Raw genomic sequence first — 18,663 nt, 5'->3', positions numbered from 1 at the left:
AGGAACGGCAAGGATGCAAAGTGAAAATAGGAAACTGGCGCAGTATTCGACGAATACAAGGAAGTTTATCTTTTTCACACAGCATCCCGTTCCGGCTCAAATCGGCTAATTAACTTTAGCTCGAGTACAACTCAGCTTACCATTCCGCAAGTTGAAGCCAACAATAACATGAAAACATTGAGAACGGGTAGGTCCTGCCTATCCGTTTTTATTAAATCGTGTTATAATAGAATAGAAATAAAAAAATATAGGAGAAACAAACCTCATGGCACGCGAATTTTCACTTGAAAAAACTCGTAATATCGGTATCATGGCTCACGTCGATGCTGGTAAAACAACTACAACTGAGCGTATCCTTTACTACACTGGTAAAATCCACAAAATCGGTGAAACTCACGAAGGTGCGTCACAAATGGACTGGATGGAGCAAGAGCAAGAACGTGGTATCACTATCACATCTGCTGCGACAACAGCTCAATGGAACAACCACCGCGTAAACATCATCGACACACCAGGACACGTGGACTTCACAATCGAAGTACAACGTTCTCTTCGTGTATTGGACGGTGCGGTTACAGTTCTTGACTCACAATCAGGTGTTGAGCCTCAAACTGAAACAGTTTGGCGTCAAGCAACTGAGTACGGAGTTCCTCGTATCGTATTTGCAAACAAAATGGACAAAATCGGTGCTGACTTCCTTTACTCAGTAAGCACACTTCACGATCGTCTTCAAGCAAATGCACACCCAATTCAATTGCCAATCGGTGCTGAAGATGACTTCCGTGGGATCATCGACTTGATCAAGATGAAAGCTGAAATCTATACTAATGACCTTGGTACAGATATCCTTGAAGAAGACATTCCAGCTGAATACCTTGACCAAGCTCAAGAGTACCGTGAAAAATTGATCGAAGCAGTTGCTGAAACTGATGAAGAATTGATGATGAAATACCTCGAAGGTGAAGAAATCACTAACGAAGAATTGAAAGCTGGTATCCGTAAAGCGACTATCAACGTTGAATTCTTCCCAGTATTGTGTGGTTCTGCCTTCAAGAACAAAGGTGTTCAATTGATGCTTGATGCGGTTATCGACTACCTTCCAAGCCCACTTGACATCCCAGCGATCAAAGGTATCAACCCAGATACAGATGAAGAAGAAACTCGTCCAGCATCTGATGAAGAGCCATTTGCAGCTCTTGCCTTCAAGATCATGACTGACCCATTCGTAGGTCGTTTGACATTCTTCCGTGTTTACTCAGGTGTTCTTCAATCAGGTTCTTACGTATTGAACACTTCTAAAGGTAAACGTGAACGTATCGGACGTATCCTTCAAATGCACGCTAACAGCCGTCAAGAAATCGACACTGTTTACTCAGGTGATATCGCTGCTGCCGTTGGTTTGAAAGACACTACAACTGGTGACTCGTTGACAGATGAAAAAGCTAAAATCATCCTTGAGTCAATCAACGTTCCAGAACCAGTTATCCAATTGATGGTTGAACCTAAATCTAAAGCAGACCAAGACAAGATGGGTATCGCCCTTCAAAAATTGGCTGAAGAAGATCCAACATTCCGCGTTGAAACAAACGTTGAAACTGGTGAAACAGTTATCTCTGGTATGGGTGAGCTTCACCTTGACGTCCTTGTTGACCGTATGCGTCGTGAGTTCAAAGTTGAAGCGAACGTAGGTGCTCCTCAAGTATCTTACCGTGAAACATTCCGCGCTTCTACTCAAGCACGTGGATTCTTCAAACGTCAGTCTGGTGGTAAAGGTCAGTTCGGTGATGTATGGATTGAATTTACTCCAAACGAAGAAGGAAAAGGATTCGAATTCGAAAACGCAATCGTCGGTGGTGTGGTTCCTCGTGAATTTATCCCAGCGGTTGAAAAAGGTTTGGTAGAATCTATGGCTAACGGTGTTCTTGCTGGTTACCCAATGGTTGACGTTAAAGCTAAGCTTTACGATGGTTCATACCACGATGTCGACTCATCTGAAACTGCCTTCAAGATCGCTGCATCTCTTGCACTTAAAGAAGCTGCTAAGACTGCACAACCAGCTATCCTTGAACCAATGATGCTTGTAACAATCACTGTTCCAGAAGAAAACCTTGGTGATGTTATGGGTCACGTAACTGCTCGTCGTGGACGTGTAGATGGTATGGAAGCACACGGTAACAGCCAAATCGTTCGTGCTTACGTTCCACTTGCTGAAATGTTTGGTTACGCAACAGTTCTTCGTTCTGCATCACAAGGACGTGGTACATTTATGATGGTATTTGACCACTACGAAGATGTACCTAAGTCAGTACAAGAAGAAATCATTAAGAAAAACAAAGGTGAAGAATAATTCACCGTCACTTTAAAAGAAGTCACTTTGTGGCTTCTTTTTCTGTTTGGTAGAAATAGGTAAAAGTGCCTCAAATATGGTAAAATAGAAGGAGTATATTGTGAGGAAAATGGATGTCAACCACTTTTGAAATTTTAATGAATCAGTTGGGAATACCCGCTGAAATGAGAAATCATGAGGCCTTCTTTCAGGCTGAAATAGAACAAGTTATTGTTCATAAACGAAGCAAAGTTTGGGAGTTTCGTTTTGTTTTTGAAAATATCTTGCCTTTTGAACTTTTTCTAGAGTTGAAAAGAGGTTTGAAGGATGAATTCTCAAAAACAGGAAATCAGGCTAGTTTTGAGATTAAAACGAGAAATCAAGATTTTTCTAGAGAACTTTTACAAGCCTACTATCGAGAGGCTTTTTCGGAAGGACCTTGTGCTAGTCAAGGTTTTCGTTCTATTTATCAGAATTTTCAAGTTCGCTTTGAAAATGATCAGTTGATTATTGAAGCCTCTGAAGCTGCAGATACAGAGCATTTTAGGAAAAATCATCTGCCAAATCTTAGCAAACAGCTGGAATTTTTTGGTTTTCCTAAACTTTCTTGCATCTTAGAAAAAAATGAAGAGCTGACAAGGGAAGAACAAGAAGCCTTCCAGACGGAAAATCAAATGATTATCCAAGCAGCCAATGAAGAAACTCTTCGGGCTATGGAACAGTTAGAACAGATGGCCCCGCCTCCTCCAGTTGAGGACAAACCTGTCTTTGATTTTCAAGCCAAGAAGGCAGCTGCTAAGCCTAAACTTGACAAGGCAGAAATTACTCCTATGATCGAGGTCAATACCGAAGAAAATAGATTGGTTTTTGAAGGAGTTGTCTTTGATGTTGAGCATAAGGTGACTAGAACGGGTCGTGTCTTGATTAACTTCAAGATAACGGACTATACTTCTAGTTTTTCTATGCAAAAATGGGTCAAGAATGAAGAGGAAGCGCAGAAGTTTGACATGATCAAGAAGAATTCTTGGCTCCGTGTTCGTGGGAATGTTGAGGTCAATAATTTCACGCGAGATTTGACCATGAATGTGCAAGATGTGCAGGAAGTTGTTCACTATGAACGTAAAGACTTGATGCCAGAGGGTGAGCGTCGTGTTGAGTTTCATGCCCATACCAATATGTCGACTATGGATGCTTTGCCTGAAGTTGAAGAACTCATTGCGACAGCTGCTAAGTGGGGCCACAAAGCAGTGGCAATCACAGACCACGGCAATGTGCAGTCATTCCCTCATGGTTATAAGGCAGCCAAGAAAGCTGGTATTCAGCTCATTTATGGGATGGAAGCCAATATCGTTGAAGACCGTGTTCCTATCGTCTATAACGAAGTTGAGATGAACCTCTCTGAAGCTACCTATGTAGTCTTTGACGTGGAAACGACAGGTCTATCAGCTATCTATAATGACTTGATTCAGGTGGCGGCTTCCAAGATGTATAAGGGCAATATCATTGCTGAATTTGATGAATTTATCAATCCAGGGCATCCCTTGTCAGCCTTTACTACGGAATTGACAGGAATTACGGATGACCATGTAAAAAATGCTAAACCCTTGGTTCAAGTTCTGAAAGAATTCCAAGAATTCTGTAAAGATACAGTTCTTGTAGCCCATAATGCAAGCTTTGACGTTGGCTTTATGAATGCCAACTATGAGCGTCACGGTCTGCCAAAAATTACTCAACCTGTCGTCGATACGCTAGAGTTCGCTAGAAATCTCTATCCAGAGTACAAGCGACATGGTTTGGGACCCTTGACCAAACGTTTTGGTGTAGCTCTAGAACACCACCATATGGCCAACTATGATGCGGAAGCAACTGGCCGTCTGCTCTTTATCTTTATCAAAGAAGTAGCAGAAAAACACGGTGTGACGGACTTAGCACGATTAAACCTTGATTTAATCAGTCCAGATTCATATAAAAAAGCTCGTGTCAAGCATGCGACCATCTATGTGAAAAATCAGGTGGGCTTGAAAAATATCTTTAAACTGGTGTCTCTTTCAAATACTCAGTACTTTGAAGGAGTTCCACGGATTCCACGTACGGTGCTAGATGCCCATCGAGAAGGTTTGATCTTAGGTTCAGCCTGTACAGAAGGGGAAGTCTTTGATGCAGTCGTGTCACAAGGTGTAGATGCGGCAGTCGAAGTGGCTAAATACTATGACTTTATCGAGGTGATGCCTCCAGCTATCTATGCACCTCTGATTGCCAAAGAGCAGGTCAAGGACATGGAGGAGCTCCACACCATCATCAAGAGTTTGATAGAGGTTGGAGATCGCCTCGGCAAGCCGGTTCTTGCGACAGGAAATGTCCACTATCTCGAACCCGAGGATGAGATTTATCGAGAAATCATCGTGCGAAGTCTAGGTCAGGGAGCCATGATTAACCGAACGATCGGTCATGGAGAAGCTGCTCAACCAGCTCCGCTACCAAAGGCACATTTTAGAACAACCAATGAAATGTTGGATGAATTTGCCTTTCTAGGAGAAGATTTGGCTCGTAAGATTGTCATTGAAAATACCAATTCTTTAGCAGAAATCTTTGAGCCTGTTGAGGTCGTTAAAGGTGATTTGTATACACCTTTCATTGACCAAGCCGAAGAAACCGTTGCCGAATTAACCTATAAAAAAGCTTTTGAAATATATGGAAATCCACTGCCAGATATCGTTGATCTACGGATTGAAAAGGAATTGACTTCTATCCTGGGGAATGGTTTCGCTGTGATATATCTGGCTTCACAGATGCTAGTACACCGTTCCAACGAACGAGGCTACTTGGTTGGTTCTCGTGGGTCTGTCGGATCTAGTTTCGTTGCGACCATGATTGGGATTACAGAGGTTAATCCTCTCTCTCCTCACTATGTCTGTGGTCAGTGTCAGTACAGTGAGTTTATCACGGATGGTTCCTATGGTTCAGGATTTGATATGCCAGATAAAGACTGTCCAAACTGTGGCCACAAGCTCAGCAAGAATGGACAGGACATTCCTTTCGAGACCTTCCTTGGTTTTGATGGAGACAAGGTACCCGATATCGATTTGAACTTCTCAGGGGAAGATCAGCCAAGCGCCCACTTGGATGTTCGAGATATCTTTGGGGAAGAATATGCCTTCCGCGCAGGAACGGTAGGTACGGTGGCTGCCAAGACAGCCTATGGATTTGTCAAGGGTTACGAGCGTGACTATGGCAAATTCTACCGAGAGGCTGAAGTGGAGCGCCTTGCTCAAGGAGCTGCCGGTGTCAAACGGACGACTGGTCAGCACCCAGGGGGAATTGTTGTTATCCCTAACTATATGGATGTCTATGACTTTACACCAGTACAGTATCCTGCAGATGATGTGACTGCTGAATGGCAGACTACTCACTTTAACTTCCACGATATCGATGAGAACGTCCTCAAACTCGATGTCCTGGGTCATGATGATCCGACCATGATTCGGAAACTTCAGGACTTGTCAGGCATTGATCCAAATGATATCCCAATGGATGATCCTGGTGTCATGGCCCTCTTTTCGGGTACCGATATTCTGGGAGTGACGCCTGAACAAATCGGAACTTCAACTGGTATGCTTGGTATTCCAGAGTTTGGAACTAACTTTGTTCGAGGCATGGTGGATGAAACCCATCCGACGACTTTTGCAGAGTTACTTCAGCTTTCTGGACTGTCTCACGGTACCGATGTATGGTTGGGAAATGCCCAGGACTTGATTAAGGCAGGGATTGCGGACCTTTCAACCGTTATCGGGTGTCGGGATGACATCATGGTTTACCTCATGCACGCTGGTCTTGATCCAAAGATGGCCTTTACCATCATGGAGCGAGTGCGTAAGGGCTTGTGGCTCAAAATCTCAGAAGAAGAGCGCAATGGTTATATAGAGGCTATGAAGGCTAACAATGTACCTGAATGGTATATCGAATCTTGTGGGAAAATCAAGTACATGTTCCCTAAAGCCCATGCGGCAGCCTACGTTATGATGGCCTTGCGTGTAGCCTACTTCAAGGTTCACCATCCGATTTATTACTACTGTGCTTACTTCTCCATCCGTGCTAAGGCCTTTGATATCAAAACTATGGGGGCAGGCTTGGATGCCATCAAACGCAAGGTGCAAGAAATTGCTGAAAAACGTAAGAACAATGAAGCCTCTAATGTGGAAATTGATCTCTATACAACTCTTGAAATTGTCAACGAGATGTGGGAACGTGGTTTTAAGTTCGGCAAATTGGACCTCTATCGCAGTGATGCGACTGAATTCATCATCGATGGAGACACCCTTATCCCGCCGTTTGTCGCTATGGATGGACTAGGAGAGAACGTTGCCAAGCAATTGGTTCGTGCCCGTCAAGAGGGAGAATTCCTCTCTAAAACTGAGTTACGCAAGCGTGGAGGACTCTCCTCAACCTTGGTTGAAAAGATGGATGAAATGGGCATTCTCGGCAATATGCCAGAGGATAACCAGTTGAGTTTGTTTGATGATTTGTTTTAATAGTTTGAAATGTCTTGTGTAGGTTTGAGGTTGTATCATGATGGAAAAGAAAAAAAGAGCAACACCCTGGAAACCAGGGAAAGTTATTTCCATACGTTTGCGAAATGGCGTTTACGTATTAGCACAAATGGTGCGTGATCCCTATCTGGTATTTTTCAACCATTTTAACGAGGAAAATAATTGGAAGGGAGTGACCTTGAAAGAGGAGGATATCCTCTTTTGTAAGGCTGTTACTCGCCAGTTTCTACGCTATAGTCCTGTAACGATTGTTAAAGAAGTGAACCCCCTGTTAGATTATGAACTGCCTAAAGAATGGATTTATAGCCATATTGGAGGGCATCCTATTACTGTTTCGGTAAAGGGAAGTGAGCGCCAACTTGCTGGTTTTGGTCGACGCTGTTCTTTAGTTCTAGCGGATAAGGACAGTGGTCAACCAGAAGATAATCCACTTATGGGACTTTTCCAAGCTTATATCATACCAGATATCAAAGAACAGGATTGGGAACGAGTAGGTCAGGCTGAACACATGTCCATTGAAGTATTTCCAACACTCAATGAGCGTCTCTACCTTTGCTATCTTTATGGGAAAAATATAAATCCAGAACAAGATATCTCTTTGGGAAAGCCCCTGCTTGATGACTATGAAACTTATGTAGATATCCTCACTAACAGCCCAGAGGCTCAACGTCTCTATCTAGGAGAGTACGAAGAATAAGAAAGGACATTTGATGAAACTTAGAATTTTTGCGGAAAACAAGCCAGCTCAAAAAGTTTTTGAATATCAGTTAGAACTTGTTGATCAGACAATTCTTCTATCGACAGCACTCTTGTCAGGTGCTATTGCTTTGGCAGGATTATTTTCTGCTTTGAAAGAAAAATAAAAATAGAAAAGAGAAAACAAGAATGGTTTTACCAAATTTTAAAGAAAATCTAGAAAAATATGCTAAGTTGTTGGTTGCAAACGGTGTGAATGTGCAACCTGGTCATACCTTGGCTCTCTCAATCGATGTGGAGCAACGTGAGTTGGCTCACTTAATCGTTAAAGAGGCTTATGCACTTGGTGCACACGAAGTTATCGTTCAATGGGCAGATGACTTTGTGAATCGTGAGAAATTCCTTCACGCGCCACTAGAGCGTTTGGACAATGTACCAGAATACAAGATTGCTGAGATGAATTACCTTCTTGAAAACAAAGCAAGTCGTCTCGGTGTTCGTTCTTCTGACCCAGGTGCCTTGAACGGAGTTGATGCAGAAAAACTTTCAGCTTCCGCCAAAGCTATGGGAATTGCCATGAAACCAATGCGTATCGCAACTCAATCCAACAAGGTTAGTTGGACTGTTGCTGCTGCAGCTGGACTCGAGTGGGCTAAGAAGGTCTTTCCAAATGCAGCGAGCGACGAAGAAGCAGTGGATCTCCTTTGGGACCAAATCTTCAAGACTTGCCGTATCTACGAAGAAGACCCAGTTAAGGCTTGGGAAGAACATGCAGCTATCTTGAAGAGCAAGGCAGAGATGCTCAACAAAGAACAATTCTCAGCCCTTCACTACACAGCACCTGGAACTGATTTGACACTTGGCTTGCCGAAGAACCACGTTTGGGAATCAGCCGGTGCTATCAATGCTCAAGGCGAAGGTTTCTTGCCAAATATGCCAACAGAAGAGGTCTTTACAGCCCCTGATTTCCGTCGCGCAGATGGTTATGTAACGTCTACAAAACCTCTTAGCTACAATGGAAATATCATCGAAGGCATCAAAGTGACCTTTGAAAATGGTCAAATCGTTGATATCACAGCTGAAAAGGGTGATCAAGTAATGAAGGACCTCGTCTTTAAGAATGCTGGTGCGCGTGCCTTGGGTGAATGTGCCTTGGTACCAGATCCAAGTCCAATTTCTCAGTCAGGTATTACCTTCTTTAACACCCTTTTCGATGAAAATGCTTCTAACCACTTGGCTATTGGTGCAGCCTATGCAACGAGCGTTGTTGGTGGAGCTGAGATGATCGAAGAAGAGCTTGAAGCTGCAGGACTTAACCGTTCAGATGTTCACGTTGACTTTATGATTGGTTCGAACCAAATGGATATCGATGGTATCCGTGAGGATGGAACACGCGTACCACTCTTCCGCAATGGAGATTGGGCAATTTAAGGAGAAACTATGCTTGGAAGTATGTTTGTCGGGCTTTTAATCGGACTACTAGCAGGAGCTATCACCAATCGTGGAGAACGAATGGGATGCTTCGGTAAAATGTTTCTCGGCTGGATTGGTGCCTTTCTAGGACAATTACTCTTTGGTGCATGGGGGCCAAGCCTAAGCGGTACAGCCATTATCCCATCAGTTCTTGGGGCCATGATTTTACTAGCCATCTTCTGGGAAAGAGGAAGCTAAGTTTCGCTTTAGAAGGCAGATTAACTCTAAAGAATAAGAGAGAGGCTAGGACAAAAGTCCTAGCCTCTCAATTGTCTTTGGATTGTCGATCAAGACGCAGTGGTTGAGTGGCCTCTACTACGCTGATTTCATCAGCTTTTACAGCCCTACTCAACTGTGCGGAGGTGGGACGACGAAATCGAATTCTAACGAATTACCGATTTCTGTCCCACTCTCTCTTTTTAGGTCGCTAGATAAAGTCCTTTGAAAGCACTCATCTAAGCTTAGCCACAGAGCTTTCAGTGACTGGTTCTTTTTATATTGCGTCAAGTATGGTACAATAAAAGCATGAGAATTCAACAATTACACTATATTATCAAAATTGTAGAGACTGGTTCCATGAATGAGGCTGCCAAGCAACTCTTCATTACGCAGCCCAGTCTATCAAATGCAGTTCGTGACCTAGAAAATGAGATGGGGATTGAGATTTTTATCCGAAATCCTAAGGGAATTACCCTCACACGTGATGGGATGGAGTTTTTGTCCTATGCCCGTCAGGTTGTCGAACAAACCCAACTCCTAGAAGAACGCTATAAGAACCCAATCGCTCATCGTGAGCTTTTTAGTGTGTCTTCGCAACACTATGCCTTCGTAGTCAATGCCTTTGTTTCCTTGCTCAAGAAGAGCGATATGGAAAAGTACGAGCTTTTTTTGCGTGAAACCAGAACCTGGGAAATCATCGACGACGTCAAGAACTTCCGTAGTGAAGTCGGAGTCCTCTTTTTAAATAGCTATAACCGTGATGTCCTTTCTAAGATGTTGGATGATAACCATCTAGTTGCTCACCATCTCTTTACAGCCCAACCTCATATCTTTGTCAGCAAGACCAATCCTCTTGCTAAAAAAGACAAGGTGCAGTTGGCAGACCTAGAAGACTTCCCTTACTTGAGCTATGATCAAGGAACCCATAATTCCTTCTATTTCTCAGAGGAGATTTTGTCTCAGGAACACCACAAGAAATCCATCGTTGTTAGTGACCGTGCGACCTTGTTCAATCTCTTGATTGGTTTGGACGGCTATACCATCGCGACTGGTATCCTTAATAGTAACCTCAATGGAGACAATATTGTTTCGATTCCACTTGATATTGATGATCCGATTGAGCTGGTTTATATCCAGCATGAGAAAACTAGCTTATCTAAGATGGGTGAACGCTTCATCGAGTATTTGCTTGAAGAAGTTCGTTTTGATAGCTAATCGTAAGTACATTAGAAAAGAAAAGGAAATATGACTACAATGAATACCAATGATTTTGATTTTCACTTGCCTGAGGAGTTGATTGCACAAACACCTCTGGAAAAGCGCGATGCCTCTAAACTCTTGATAGTCAATCGCAAAACAGGGGAATTTCAAGATCGCCATTTTCACTCTATTATTGAAATGCTAGAGCCAGGTGATGCCCTGGTTATGAATGACACCCGCGTACTACCAGCGCGACTTCATGGTCAAAAGGAAGAAACAGGGGGCCATGTTGAACTCTTGCTCTTGAAAAATACAGCAGGAGACGAATGGGAAGTCTTGGCAAAACCTGCTAAACGTCTCAAGGTCGGAGCTAGAGTTGTCTTTGGCGATGGTCGGCTAAGCGCAGTTGTGACTGAGGAATTGACCCATGGTGGCCGTATTGTGCGTTTTGAATATGAAGGAATTTTCCTAGAAGTACTTGAAAGTCTTGGAGAAATGCCACTGCCTCCTTATATCCATGAAAAGTTGGATGACCGTGAACGTTACCAGACAGTCTATGCCAAGGAGAGCGGCTCAGCGGCTGCCCCAACTGCAGGCCTGCATTTTACCAAGGAATTACTGGAAGAAATCCAGCAAAAAGGGGTTCACCTAGTCTACCTGACCTTGCACGTTGGACTTGGGACCTTTAGACCTGTTTCCGTAGATAATCTGGATGAGCACGAGATGCACTCAGAGTTTTATCAATTGTCTGAAGAAGCTGCTGCGACCTTGCGACAGGTCAAAGAAAATGGGGGTCGTGTCATTGCGGTTGGAACAACCTCTATCCGTACACTAGAAACCATCGGAAGCAAGTTTGATGGGCAAATCCAAGCAGACTCTGGCTGGACCAATATCTTTATCAAACCAGGCTATGACTGGAAGGTTGTGGATGCTTTTTCTACGAATTTCCATTTGCCTAAGTCTACCTTGGTCATGCTCGTTTCTGCCTTTGCAGGCCGTGAATTGGTCTTAGAAGCCTACCAACATGCTATCGACCAAAAATACCGTTTCTTTAGCTTTGGCGATGCCATGTTTATCTATTAAAGCTTTTGAAAAATCAAAGAAGATATAAAGAGAGACTGATTCATTCTTGGATCAGTTTTTTGCTTGATCTTACACAAAGTTACCAAAATAACTATTGAATTATAGACAAATAAATGATACACTGAAGACTAGGGCTTGGCCGTCAAAAATATATGTAATTTCGGACTAGCCATTTTAGACTCAGACTAAACTGGGTCATCATTTTAAAAGGAGATTATCATGAAAAAAACATTGAGCTACACCAGTCTTTCAGCTCTTGCCTTGTTGGCTGTGGTGACACTTGCTGCTTGTGGAGGAAATACTGAAAAAACTACAGCATCTTCAAGCAAAGAGGCTTCTTCCTCTAAAGTAACTAAGGAGTCATCAAGTAAAACAGAAGCTAGTCAAAAAGAGGAGCCGAAGTCTGAAACGAGTCCATCAAGTTCCGCAAGCACTCAAACGGATAAGAAGGAAGAGAAGAAAAAGTCGCCAGAAGCTTACGCAAAATTTCTTGGAACATGGGAAAACTATGCTGGAACAACTGCTACAGTCACAGCTGATGGAATCGTGACCATTCAAAGTTCAAAAGGAACCTTCCAGTATGAAATGGGCCAAGTAGAGGAAAAAGATGGCTACTACTCAACAGGAATCCATCTTGTCGATGGTGGAGAAGGTGCACGCCTTATCTTTACACCAGCAGGTGTAGCAAATGAATTGACAGGTACGGATGGCAGCCAAGACGTCTTGGCAATCGGCCAATCACCAAGCGACAAAGATAGTCATTTTTACCGAAATTAAGAATGAAAAAAGAAAAAATGAGCCAAATCGACGGCTCGCTTTTTGAGTGGTGAAAAGTATGGATGAGATTGATTTGACAAGTAAAAAAGCCTTGATTCCAAGACTTTTTCCTGTTGTTTAGATGCCCCTGCATAATTTTTGAAGAGTTTTCATGTTGAAAATAATCAAAACTATTGAAATAAGTAAAAAGTTGAATTATAGTGAGTATTGTGTCACAATAGGTAATATATAAATAATTAATGGAATGGATATAATTCTTTCCTACCTTTACAAGAAGGATTGGTTGCACCTTTTTTATCTAGCAATTGTGGTTAGCTTTCAAGTTTAGCTAGTTTTTAAAAGCTCTGATTTCGACTCAATAAAACAAATTTCAGAAGTGCAAAAGACAAGATGGTGACATTGCTACAGTCAGTCGCCATGTCTTGCTGGCACAGGCTGTTTGTGCCGTCAGCTATTTACCAGTCAATTTGATCAAAGGGCTTAATTATTATTTTTGAAAGGTCTTTTATGGAAAAAATTCTTTCTTTAGGTCTGACAGGTAAGAAATTACTTGTTCAGGGTTTCTTGTTTGTTCTGCTAGGTCTTATCTTGATGGTCACGGGAACTTGGTTGCCAGTGACGGTTATTCGACTGGTTCTGTTTTTAGCTTGGATAGCAACGGTCTTAGATTTAGTATTACGTATTTTCAAAAAAAGTCAGTCAACGGACACCTTGGGAGTTGCACTGGTTAAATTGTTAGTGATGGGATATTTGCTAGGCTCGAATCTTGCTACTGATGTGCCAATTTATATTTTGGCTCTTGTGATTGGAATTTATCAGATTTTTCATGCTAGTATCAACCTTGTCACCTATGTTCTCTACCGCAAAAACAAAATTCGACCTCGTTTTCGTTTCTTACTAGATGGTCTCGTACTAGTTTTTCTTGGTGGGACTAGTCTTTTGTCCTCTACGGGAAATTCTGTCTTTCAACTCTTTGTTTTAGGGGCTTATTTTTGCCTTTATGGTGTGTCCAATATCCGTGACGGTTTCTTATTTGAAAAGGAAATTGGGAAAAACCATCTCAAACGTCGTGTCAGAATGAGCTTACCTCTTGCCCTAGCCGCTCTCATCCCTGCAAGTACTTTAGCAAAAATCAATAAATTCATGCAGGAAAATGCTGATGAGGAAGAGGAAATCTATCTTGGAATGGTGAAGTTTGGTAAGACAGCAGATCTTGAAATTTTCGTTCATACAGCGGAGACTTCTCTATTTTCAGCTATTGGTCATGTGGACCTTTGTTATCAAGGACGTGTGATTTCTTATGGAAACTATGATCCGTCATCTGAGACCTTATTTGGTATGGTTGGAGATGGTGTTTTATATTTTTGCGACCGTGATAAGTACATTGACTTATGTAAACGGGAGAGTCAAAAAACGCTATTTGGTTACGGAATAGATTTGACACCGGAAATGGAAGAAGCGGTTCAGGAAAAATTAGCTGAATTAAAACAACTAACGATTCCTTGGGAGCCAAGCGCAGATAAAATTAAAACGGAAGATGGTAAGGAAGACTACACCTACGCTTATAAAATCAGACATGAGACGGATGGGGAACTGTATAAATTTATCAAATCTAAGTTTAAATCCTACTTTGTCTTGTCCACAAACTGTGTGCTCTTGGCTGATACCATAGTCGGTCAAGCTGGAACAGATATTCTTTCACCAAAAGGATTTATCGCACCAGGAACTTACCAAGCCTACCTTGACCGAGAGTTTGAAAAACCAAATAGTATAGTCGTATCTAAACATGTTTATTAAGGAGAATTTATGAAGTTAGTTAGAAAATACACCCCGTTAATCCTTTTTATAGGGCTGGTTGCTCTTGTGATTCTGAATGCGTCGAGCTTTATATCAGGAGCAATCTCTTTCTTTGACGTGACTTCAACCTTGATTTATGGCGCTGTTATTGCTTTTGTGCTCAATGTTCCCATGAAAAAAATTGAACAATTGCTAGTCAAAATGAAGGTAAAGCCAGAGTTGCGTCGTCCGATTGCCATGGTACTTGTTTTCCTAACTCTTATCTTAATCGTGATTGGTATTTTGGTTTTGGTGTTACCAACCCTAGCTCTGACTATTAGTCAACTGGGAACAGTACTTTCAACAGTCCTCTCTCAACTAGGGGAATTACTTGAAAGTTCGGAATTTGTGACCAAAGACATGTTGTCAACTGTTGTATCAGGAATACAGGGACAGTCTAGCTCTATTAGCCAAGCTTTGATAGGCTTCTTATCTGGTCTAACTAGTAATATCAGCAATATTTTTTCAAGTATGATGAATGCCTTCCTGGTTATAGTCTTTACCTTTTCATTTTTATCCAGTAAGGAACATTTGGCAGCGATGACGAGCCGACTTCTGAAAGTCTTACTTCCAGAGAAGGTAGTGACAAAGTTGGCTTACATCGGACAAATAGGACTAGAAACTTATGATCAGTTTTTGATGAGTCAGCTAATTGAAGCAGTCATCATAGGAGTTATGGTAGCGGTTGGCTATAGCCTATTTGGACTACCTTATGGGGTAATGACAGGTATCTTTGCAGGAGTGCTGTCTTTCATTCCTTATGTTGGTCCTATGATTGCTTGTGTGCTAGGAGCGATTTTTATCTTTACAGTCAGTCCAAGTCAAGCTTTACTGTCTATCCTTCTTTATCAAATTATACAGCTGATTGAGGGAAACCTTATCTATCCCAAAGTTGTGGGTCAATCTATCGGCTTACCAGCTCTCTTCACACTTGCAGCAGCTAGTATTGGAGGGAATCTTTTCGGACTGCTTGGAATGATATTCTTTACACCCATATTTGCTGTTATCTATCGATTGGTTAAAGAATTTGTCGTTGCAAAGGAAAATCAGGTAGATTGAGAAAGACTGAATTTAATAAGATATACTAAGAAGAGAGTGAAAGATTCTCTTCTCTTTTATTTCTAAATGACTTGCTCTTGTTCCGTTGCGAAAATTTATGAATTCATAATAGCCCATTTTAATCTCTATGCGGATTGGCCATGTAATATGGGCACAAATTAGTATAGTTTAGTTAATTATAGACTAGCTCTCTATTGTAAAAAACAGTTGGCCTTATCAAACACTACTAGCAATTGATTGAGAATAAATGATAAGTTGGATAAGGTTAGAAAACCTTTATAATGATTTGCTATAAAAAGCTATTGGACAGCAAAAAAAGCCTTGATTTTAAGGCTTTTTCCTGTTGATTTAGATGCCCCCTACATGAATTTGTAAGAACTTTTCATATTGAAAATAAACAAAAATGTTGAAATATAGCTGATTTTAGGGAAATACTTTTAGGTGTTTTCAATGTCAGGATTTAAAAATGGGGCAAAAGTGGGGCAAAAACGAATGACTCACATTTGGTTTGAAAACCTATAATACCTAATGATTATGCCATACTAGATATATAGTGTTGTTATAAATAAATGTCAGTGCGAGTTCAAATCGGAGGATAAAATGGAAAAACAAATTAATGAAAAAAAAGCCTTGGTTCCCAAAGCTTTTTAATGTTATAAACTCATTAAAATATCCCCCAGTTAGATTTGGAATATTTTTTATTCTGTGTCACATAAAAATAAATAAAATGAATGGCTATAGCTAGAGCTAAAATGGTTGTTATACTCACTACTATTATAGGATTAGAAGCAAAGATTAAAGAGAGAATAAAGGCAGCCAGATAGAGTGTCGCTTGGACACAGTAGTAACTTTTCGAATAGCGAAGATAGTGTTTGTTATAGGGCCCATTTACTAGGACAGCAGCTTGAAAGAGGCCAAATCCGATATAAGAGAAGCTGGTTGCAAAGAGACGATTAGCTTCAGGATTCTGAAGAAAACTCATCGATACAGTCATCATCATAAGTCCAATGAAAATAGGATAGTGACTGTAAATTAGAAATAGTCCCTTTTGATTAGATTTTTCATCAATAGCATGGTCGAATTGACCAAAATAAAACAAGAACAGAGAAATCATAATAATGAAATAAAGAACCGAATAAATCGAGAAATTCTCGATTGTAAAGAAGTTAGCTAGATTCATAATCATCTCTCCAAACGTAATAATGACAAGAAGGGAGATGCGCTCGATTAAATGGGGGAGATTTACCTGGTAATGCTTATCTTTATTAAGCAAGATACTTGGCATAATAAATGTTAGCAGAATACTAGCATAAAGGATATAGACTCCAATGTAAATAGGAAGAAGAGCTGCTAGATAGATTTCTAAACTTCGTAGACCTGTTATCCATAGAAAACCTTTGATACTTTCCCTATGAACATTATCGGTTGATTTTTTAAAAAACTCAACCAAATATTGAAAAAATAAGGTAAGGGTTAATGTACCAATAGCCCAACAGAGATAATGAAAATATTGTTGCCAATCAGGTCCAATCATATTGGCTATAAAGAGTAAAATTCCCATTTTGATAAACATGATTACCATGTTAAATAAAGAGTTCTTTCCATAGCGATTGGTATAATCGGTTTGAATCATCCATGAATCAGTGAGAACCAAGACAGCCATGAAAAAATCAAGGAAAGAATTCCAAGTCAAAATACCGTTATGAAGATGCTCAATTAAAGTAGTTACTTTTGAAATTGCAAAAACAAAAACTAGGTCATAAAAAAGTTCTGAAAATTCTACACGTTTATGCTTAATAAGAGTTGTCATATTAATACCTTTCTACTTTAGAAATACAATACATTATAACAGAAAATGGTAATGAAAGAAAAGGATATGCTTAAATAATTTCATGTGGCGCGAATTGTCAAAATCTTGACTTCTTTTGTCATTTACTTGAAAAAGCAACCCTGACGAGTTGATTAAAATCCTATTAAAAATTAACTTTGTCAGGATCATCCTGAGTTTTGATGCCTTGAATCTTATACAAGACCGCCATATCTTCCTCTGATAAGTCGAAGCCGAAGATATCCAAGTTAGCTTTTATATTTTTAGGTGTCACAGACTTAGGTAGTGGCAAGAAACCTTTTTGAAGGCTCCAACGCAGAGCAACTTGTGCCACAGATTTACCGTTACGTTCAGCCACTGCTTCAACATCTTCATTTCCAAAAATACCACCTGTACCTAGTGGACTATAGGCTTCAAGAAGGATATCGCGCTCTTGGCAATAGGCAACTAAGTCTTTTTGGTCACAACCTGGAGCCAAGAGGATTTGATTGACATGTGGCACAATTTCAGCTGTTTCAAGAAGAGCTTCTAGGTGATGTTGCATAAAGTTAGACACACCGATAGCACGCACCTTACCTTCTTTGTAGGCTTCTTCCATTGCCTTCCAAGCGCCTGCATTACCAGACTTCCAAGCATCATTCTCACGAAGCGCCTTTGGATTAGGCCAATGGATAAGCAAAAGATCCAAATAATCCAAACCAAGTCTTTCGAGAGACTCATCGATAGAAGTCTTAGCCAACTCGTAATCGTGCTTATCATTCCAAAGTTTGGTAGTTAGGAAAATATCCTCACGTGCCAAATCACTATCAGCAATCGCCTTACCTACAGAAACCTCGTTACCGTAAATTTGTGCGGTATCAATATGTGTGTAACCCGCCTTAAGTGCGAAGCTAACGCTGTTATAGGCTTCTTCGCCTTCAGCAATTTGCCAAGTTCCAAAACCAATTTTAGGAATAGCAACCCCATTTGCAAGTGTATATGTTTCCATGATTTTCACCTTTTCTTTTTTTAATAGTACTATCTTAAATAAGATAAGGCAAAAATGCAAAGATTTGCTACGGCTATTATTATGAATAGTTCCTTACTTCTTTTTCCGATGTTCGTAACAGCCTTTGGAGATATTATTACTTGGGAAGAGAATGAATTTGTTGGTATTGTAAAATATAACCTTCAAGACTGCGACATTATTATAAAGAGCTTGAAATATTTCCTTCAGTATTTAGATAACTCATATGTGACTGATAACTTTGAACTGGATTTATATAGACAAGCTGTATCAAAACATGGTGCTCTGTCTTATAACCAATGTTTCGGTTTTGTCCCGCTCTTGGCATTAGGAGGCTTTAAAGATGTGGATTACATGGATAAAGTAAAAGTCCTGGAACACATTTATCTCATGTACCAACTCACAGGCGGAGTATTTGACGATTGATAAAAAAGAACCACCCTTGCGGTGGTTTTTTCGACGAAAACGAGTGTGAGATAAATAACGAGTCTTTGGATGAGACTCTCTAATTTGGTGAATATAAATTATTTGGTACAAAATTTGGTACAAAAAACAAAATGACAAGCAAAAAAGCCTTATAAATCAAGGCTTTTTCCTGTTGATTTAGATACCC

13 protein-coding genes and 1 pseudogene are annotated in these 18,663 nt (G+C 40.8%); 12 read left to right on the top strand and 2 right to left on the bottom strand.

Annotated features, from left to right (window positions below; genetic code table 11):
* Positions 1-265: 265 nt before the first annotated feature.
* The 11 genes from fusA to HMPREF1116_RS09025 all read left to right on the top strand — a co-directional run bounded on the left by fusA (position 266) and on the right by HMPREF1116_RS09025 (position 15,216).
* On the top strand, positions 266-2,347 hold the full coding sequence (gene fusA / locus HMPREF1116_RS09075; protein WP_000090332.1) for an elongation factor G: 2,082 nt from the start codon (positions 266-268) through the stop codon (positions 2,345-2,347).
* A gap of 113 nt (positions 2,348-2,460) precedes the next feature.
* Positions 2,461-6,855: a PolC-type DNA polymerase III gene (locus HMPREF1116_RS09070; protein ID WP_000108153.1), complete on the top strand. Its 4,395-nt coding sequence runs from the start codon at positions 2,461-2,463 to the stop codon at positions 6,853-6,855.
* Between the two features lie 37 nt (positions 6,856-6,892).
* Complete coding sequence (locus HMPREF1116_RS09065) at positions 6,893-7,570, top strand: hypothetical protein (RefSeq protein ID WP_000970260.1); 678 nt, start codon at positions 6,893-6,895, stop codon at positions 7,568-7,570.
* Positions 7,571-7,583: 13 nt separating this feature from the next.
* Positions 7,584-7,736, top strand: coding sequence for a hypothetical protein (locus HMPREF1116_RS12155; protein ID WP_000776639.1), 153 nt, complete (start codon positions 7,584-7,586; stop codon positions 7,734-7,736).
* A 22-nt stretch (positions 7,737-7,758) separates the two neighbouring features.
* Positions 7,759-9,000, top strand: a complete 1,242-nt coding sequence (locus HMPREF1116_RS09055; RefSeq protein ID WP_000243967.1) for an aminopeptidase — start codon at positions 7,759-7,761, stop codon at positions 8,998-9,000.
* Between the two features lie 9 nt (positions 9,001-9,009).
* Positions 9,010-9,240 (top strand): GlsB/YeaQ/YmgE family stress response membrane protein, encoded by a 231-nt coding sequence (locus HMPREF1116_RS09050; protein ID WP_000901563.1) that lies wholly within the window; start codon positions 9,010-9,012, stop codon positions 9,238-9,240.
* A 327-nt stretch (positions 9,241-9,567) separates the two neighbouring features.
* On the top strand, positions 9,568-10,476 hold the full coding sequence (locus HMPREF1116_RS09045; RefSeq protein WP_025171295.1) for a LysR family transcriptional regulator: 909 nt from the start codon (positions 9,568-9,570) through the stop codon (positions 10,474-10,476).
* 39 nt (positions 10,477-10,515) lie between these two features.
* Positions 10,516-11,544 (top strand): tRNA preQ1(34) S-adenosylmethionine ribosyltransferase-isomerase QueA, encoded by a 1,029-nt coding sequence (queA, locus tag HMPREF1116_RS09040; protein WP_001095263.1) that lies wholly within the window; start codon positions 10,516-10,518, stop codon positions 11,542-11,544.
* Between the two features lie 219 nt (positions 11,545-11,763).
* Positions 11,764-12,321 carry a hypothetical protein gene (locus tag HMPREF1116_RS09035; protein WP_000753298.1) on the top strand — a complete coding sequence of 186 codons (558 nt, stop codon included), beginning with the start codon at positions 11,764-11,766 and terminating at the stop codon, positions 12,319-12,321.
* A 507-nt stretch (positions 12,322-12,828) separates the two neighbouring features.
* Positions 12,829-14,118: a hypothetical protein gene (locus HMPREF1116_RS09030; protein WP_000411456.1), complete on the top strand. Its 1,290-nt coding sequence runs from the start codon at positions 12,829-12,831 to the stop codon at positions 14,116-14,118.
* A 9-nt stretch (positions 14,119-14,127) separates the two neighbouring features.
* Positions 14,128-15,216 (top strand): AI-2E family transporter, encoded by a 1,089-nt coding sequence (locus HMPREF1116_RS09025; protein ID WP_000780216.1) that lies wholly within the window; start codon positions 14,128-14,130, stop codon positions 15,214-15,216.
* 664 nt (positions 15,217-15,880) lie between these two features.
* Here HMPREF1116_RS09025 and HMPREF1116_RS09020 read toward each other — a convergent pair.
* Complete coding sequence (locus HMPREF1116_RS09020) at positions 15,881-17,026, bottom strand: low temperature requirement protein A (protein WP_000209256.1); 1,146 nt, start codon at positions 17,024-17,026, stop codon at positions 15,881-15,883.
* A 163-nt stretch (positions 17,027-17,189) separates the two neighbouring features.
* A complete protein-coding gene (locus tag HMPREF1116_RS09015; protein WP_000451351.1) occupies positions 17,190-18,032 on the bottom strand; it encodes an aldo/keto reductase in 843 nt (280 codons plus the stop codon).
* A gap of 102 nt (positions 18,033-18,134) precedes the next feature.
* On the opposite strand from HMPREF1116_RS09015, the pseudogene HMPREF1116_RS09010 reads away from it, so the two are divergent.
* Positions 18,135-18,476, top strand: a pseudogene (locus tag HMPREF1116_RS09010) (T6SS immunity protein Tdi1 domain-containing protein); the annotation flags it as partial.
* Between the last annotated feature and the right edge of the window lie 187 nt (positions 18,477-18,663).

The sequence above is a fragment of the Streptococcus sp. SK140 genome (genome assembly GCF_000259525.1).
In the GTDB taxonomy this organism is placed as follows: Bacteria; Bacillota; Bacilli; order Lactobacillales; family Streptococcaceae; genus Streptococcus.
The sequence above is the reverse complement of the archived record's forward strand: the minus strand, read 5'-3'. Positions and strand labels throughout refer to the sequence as shown.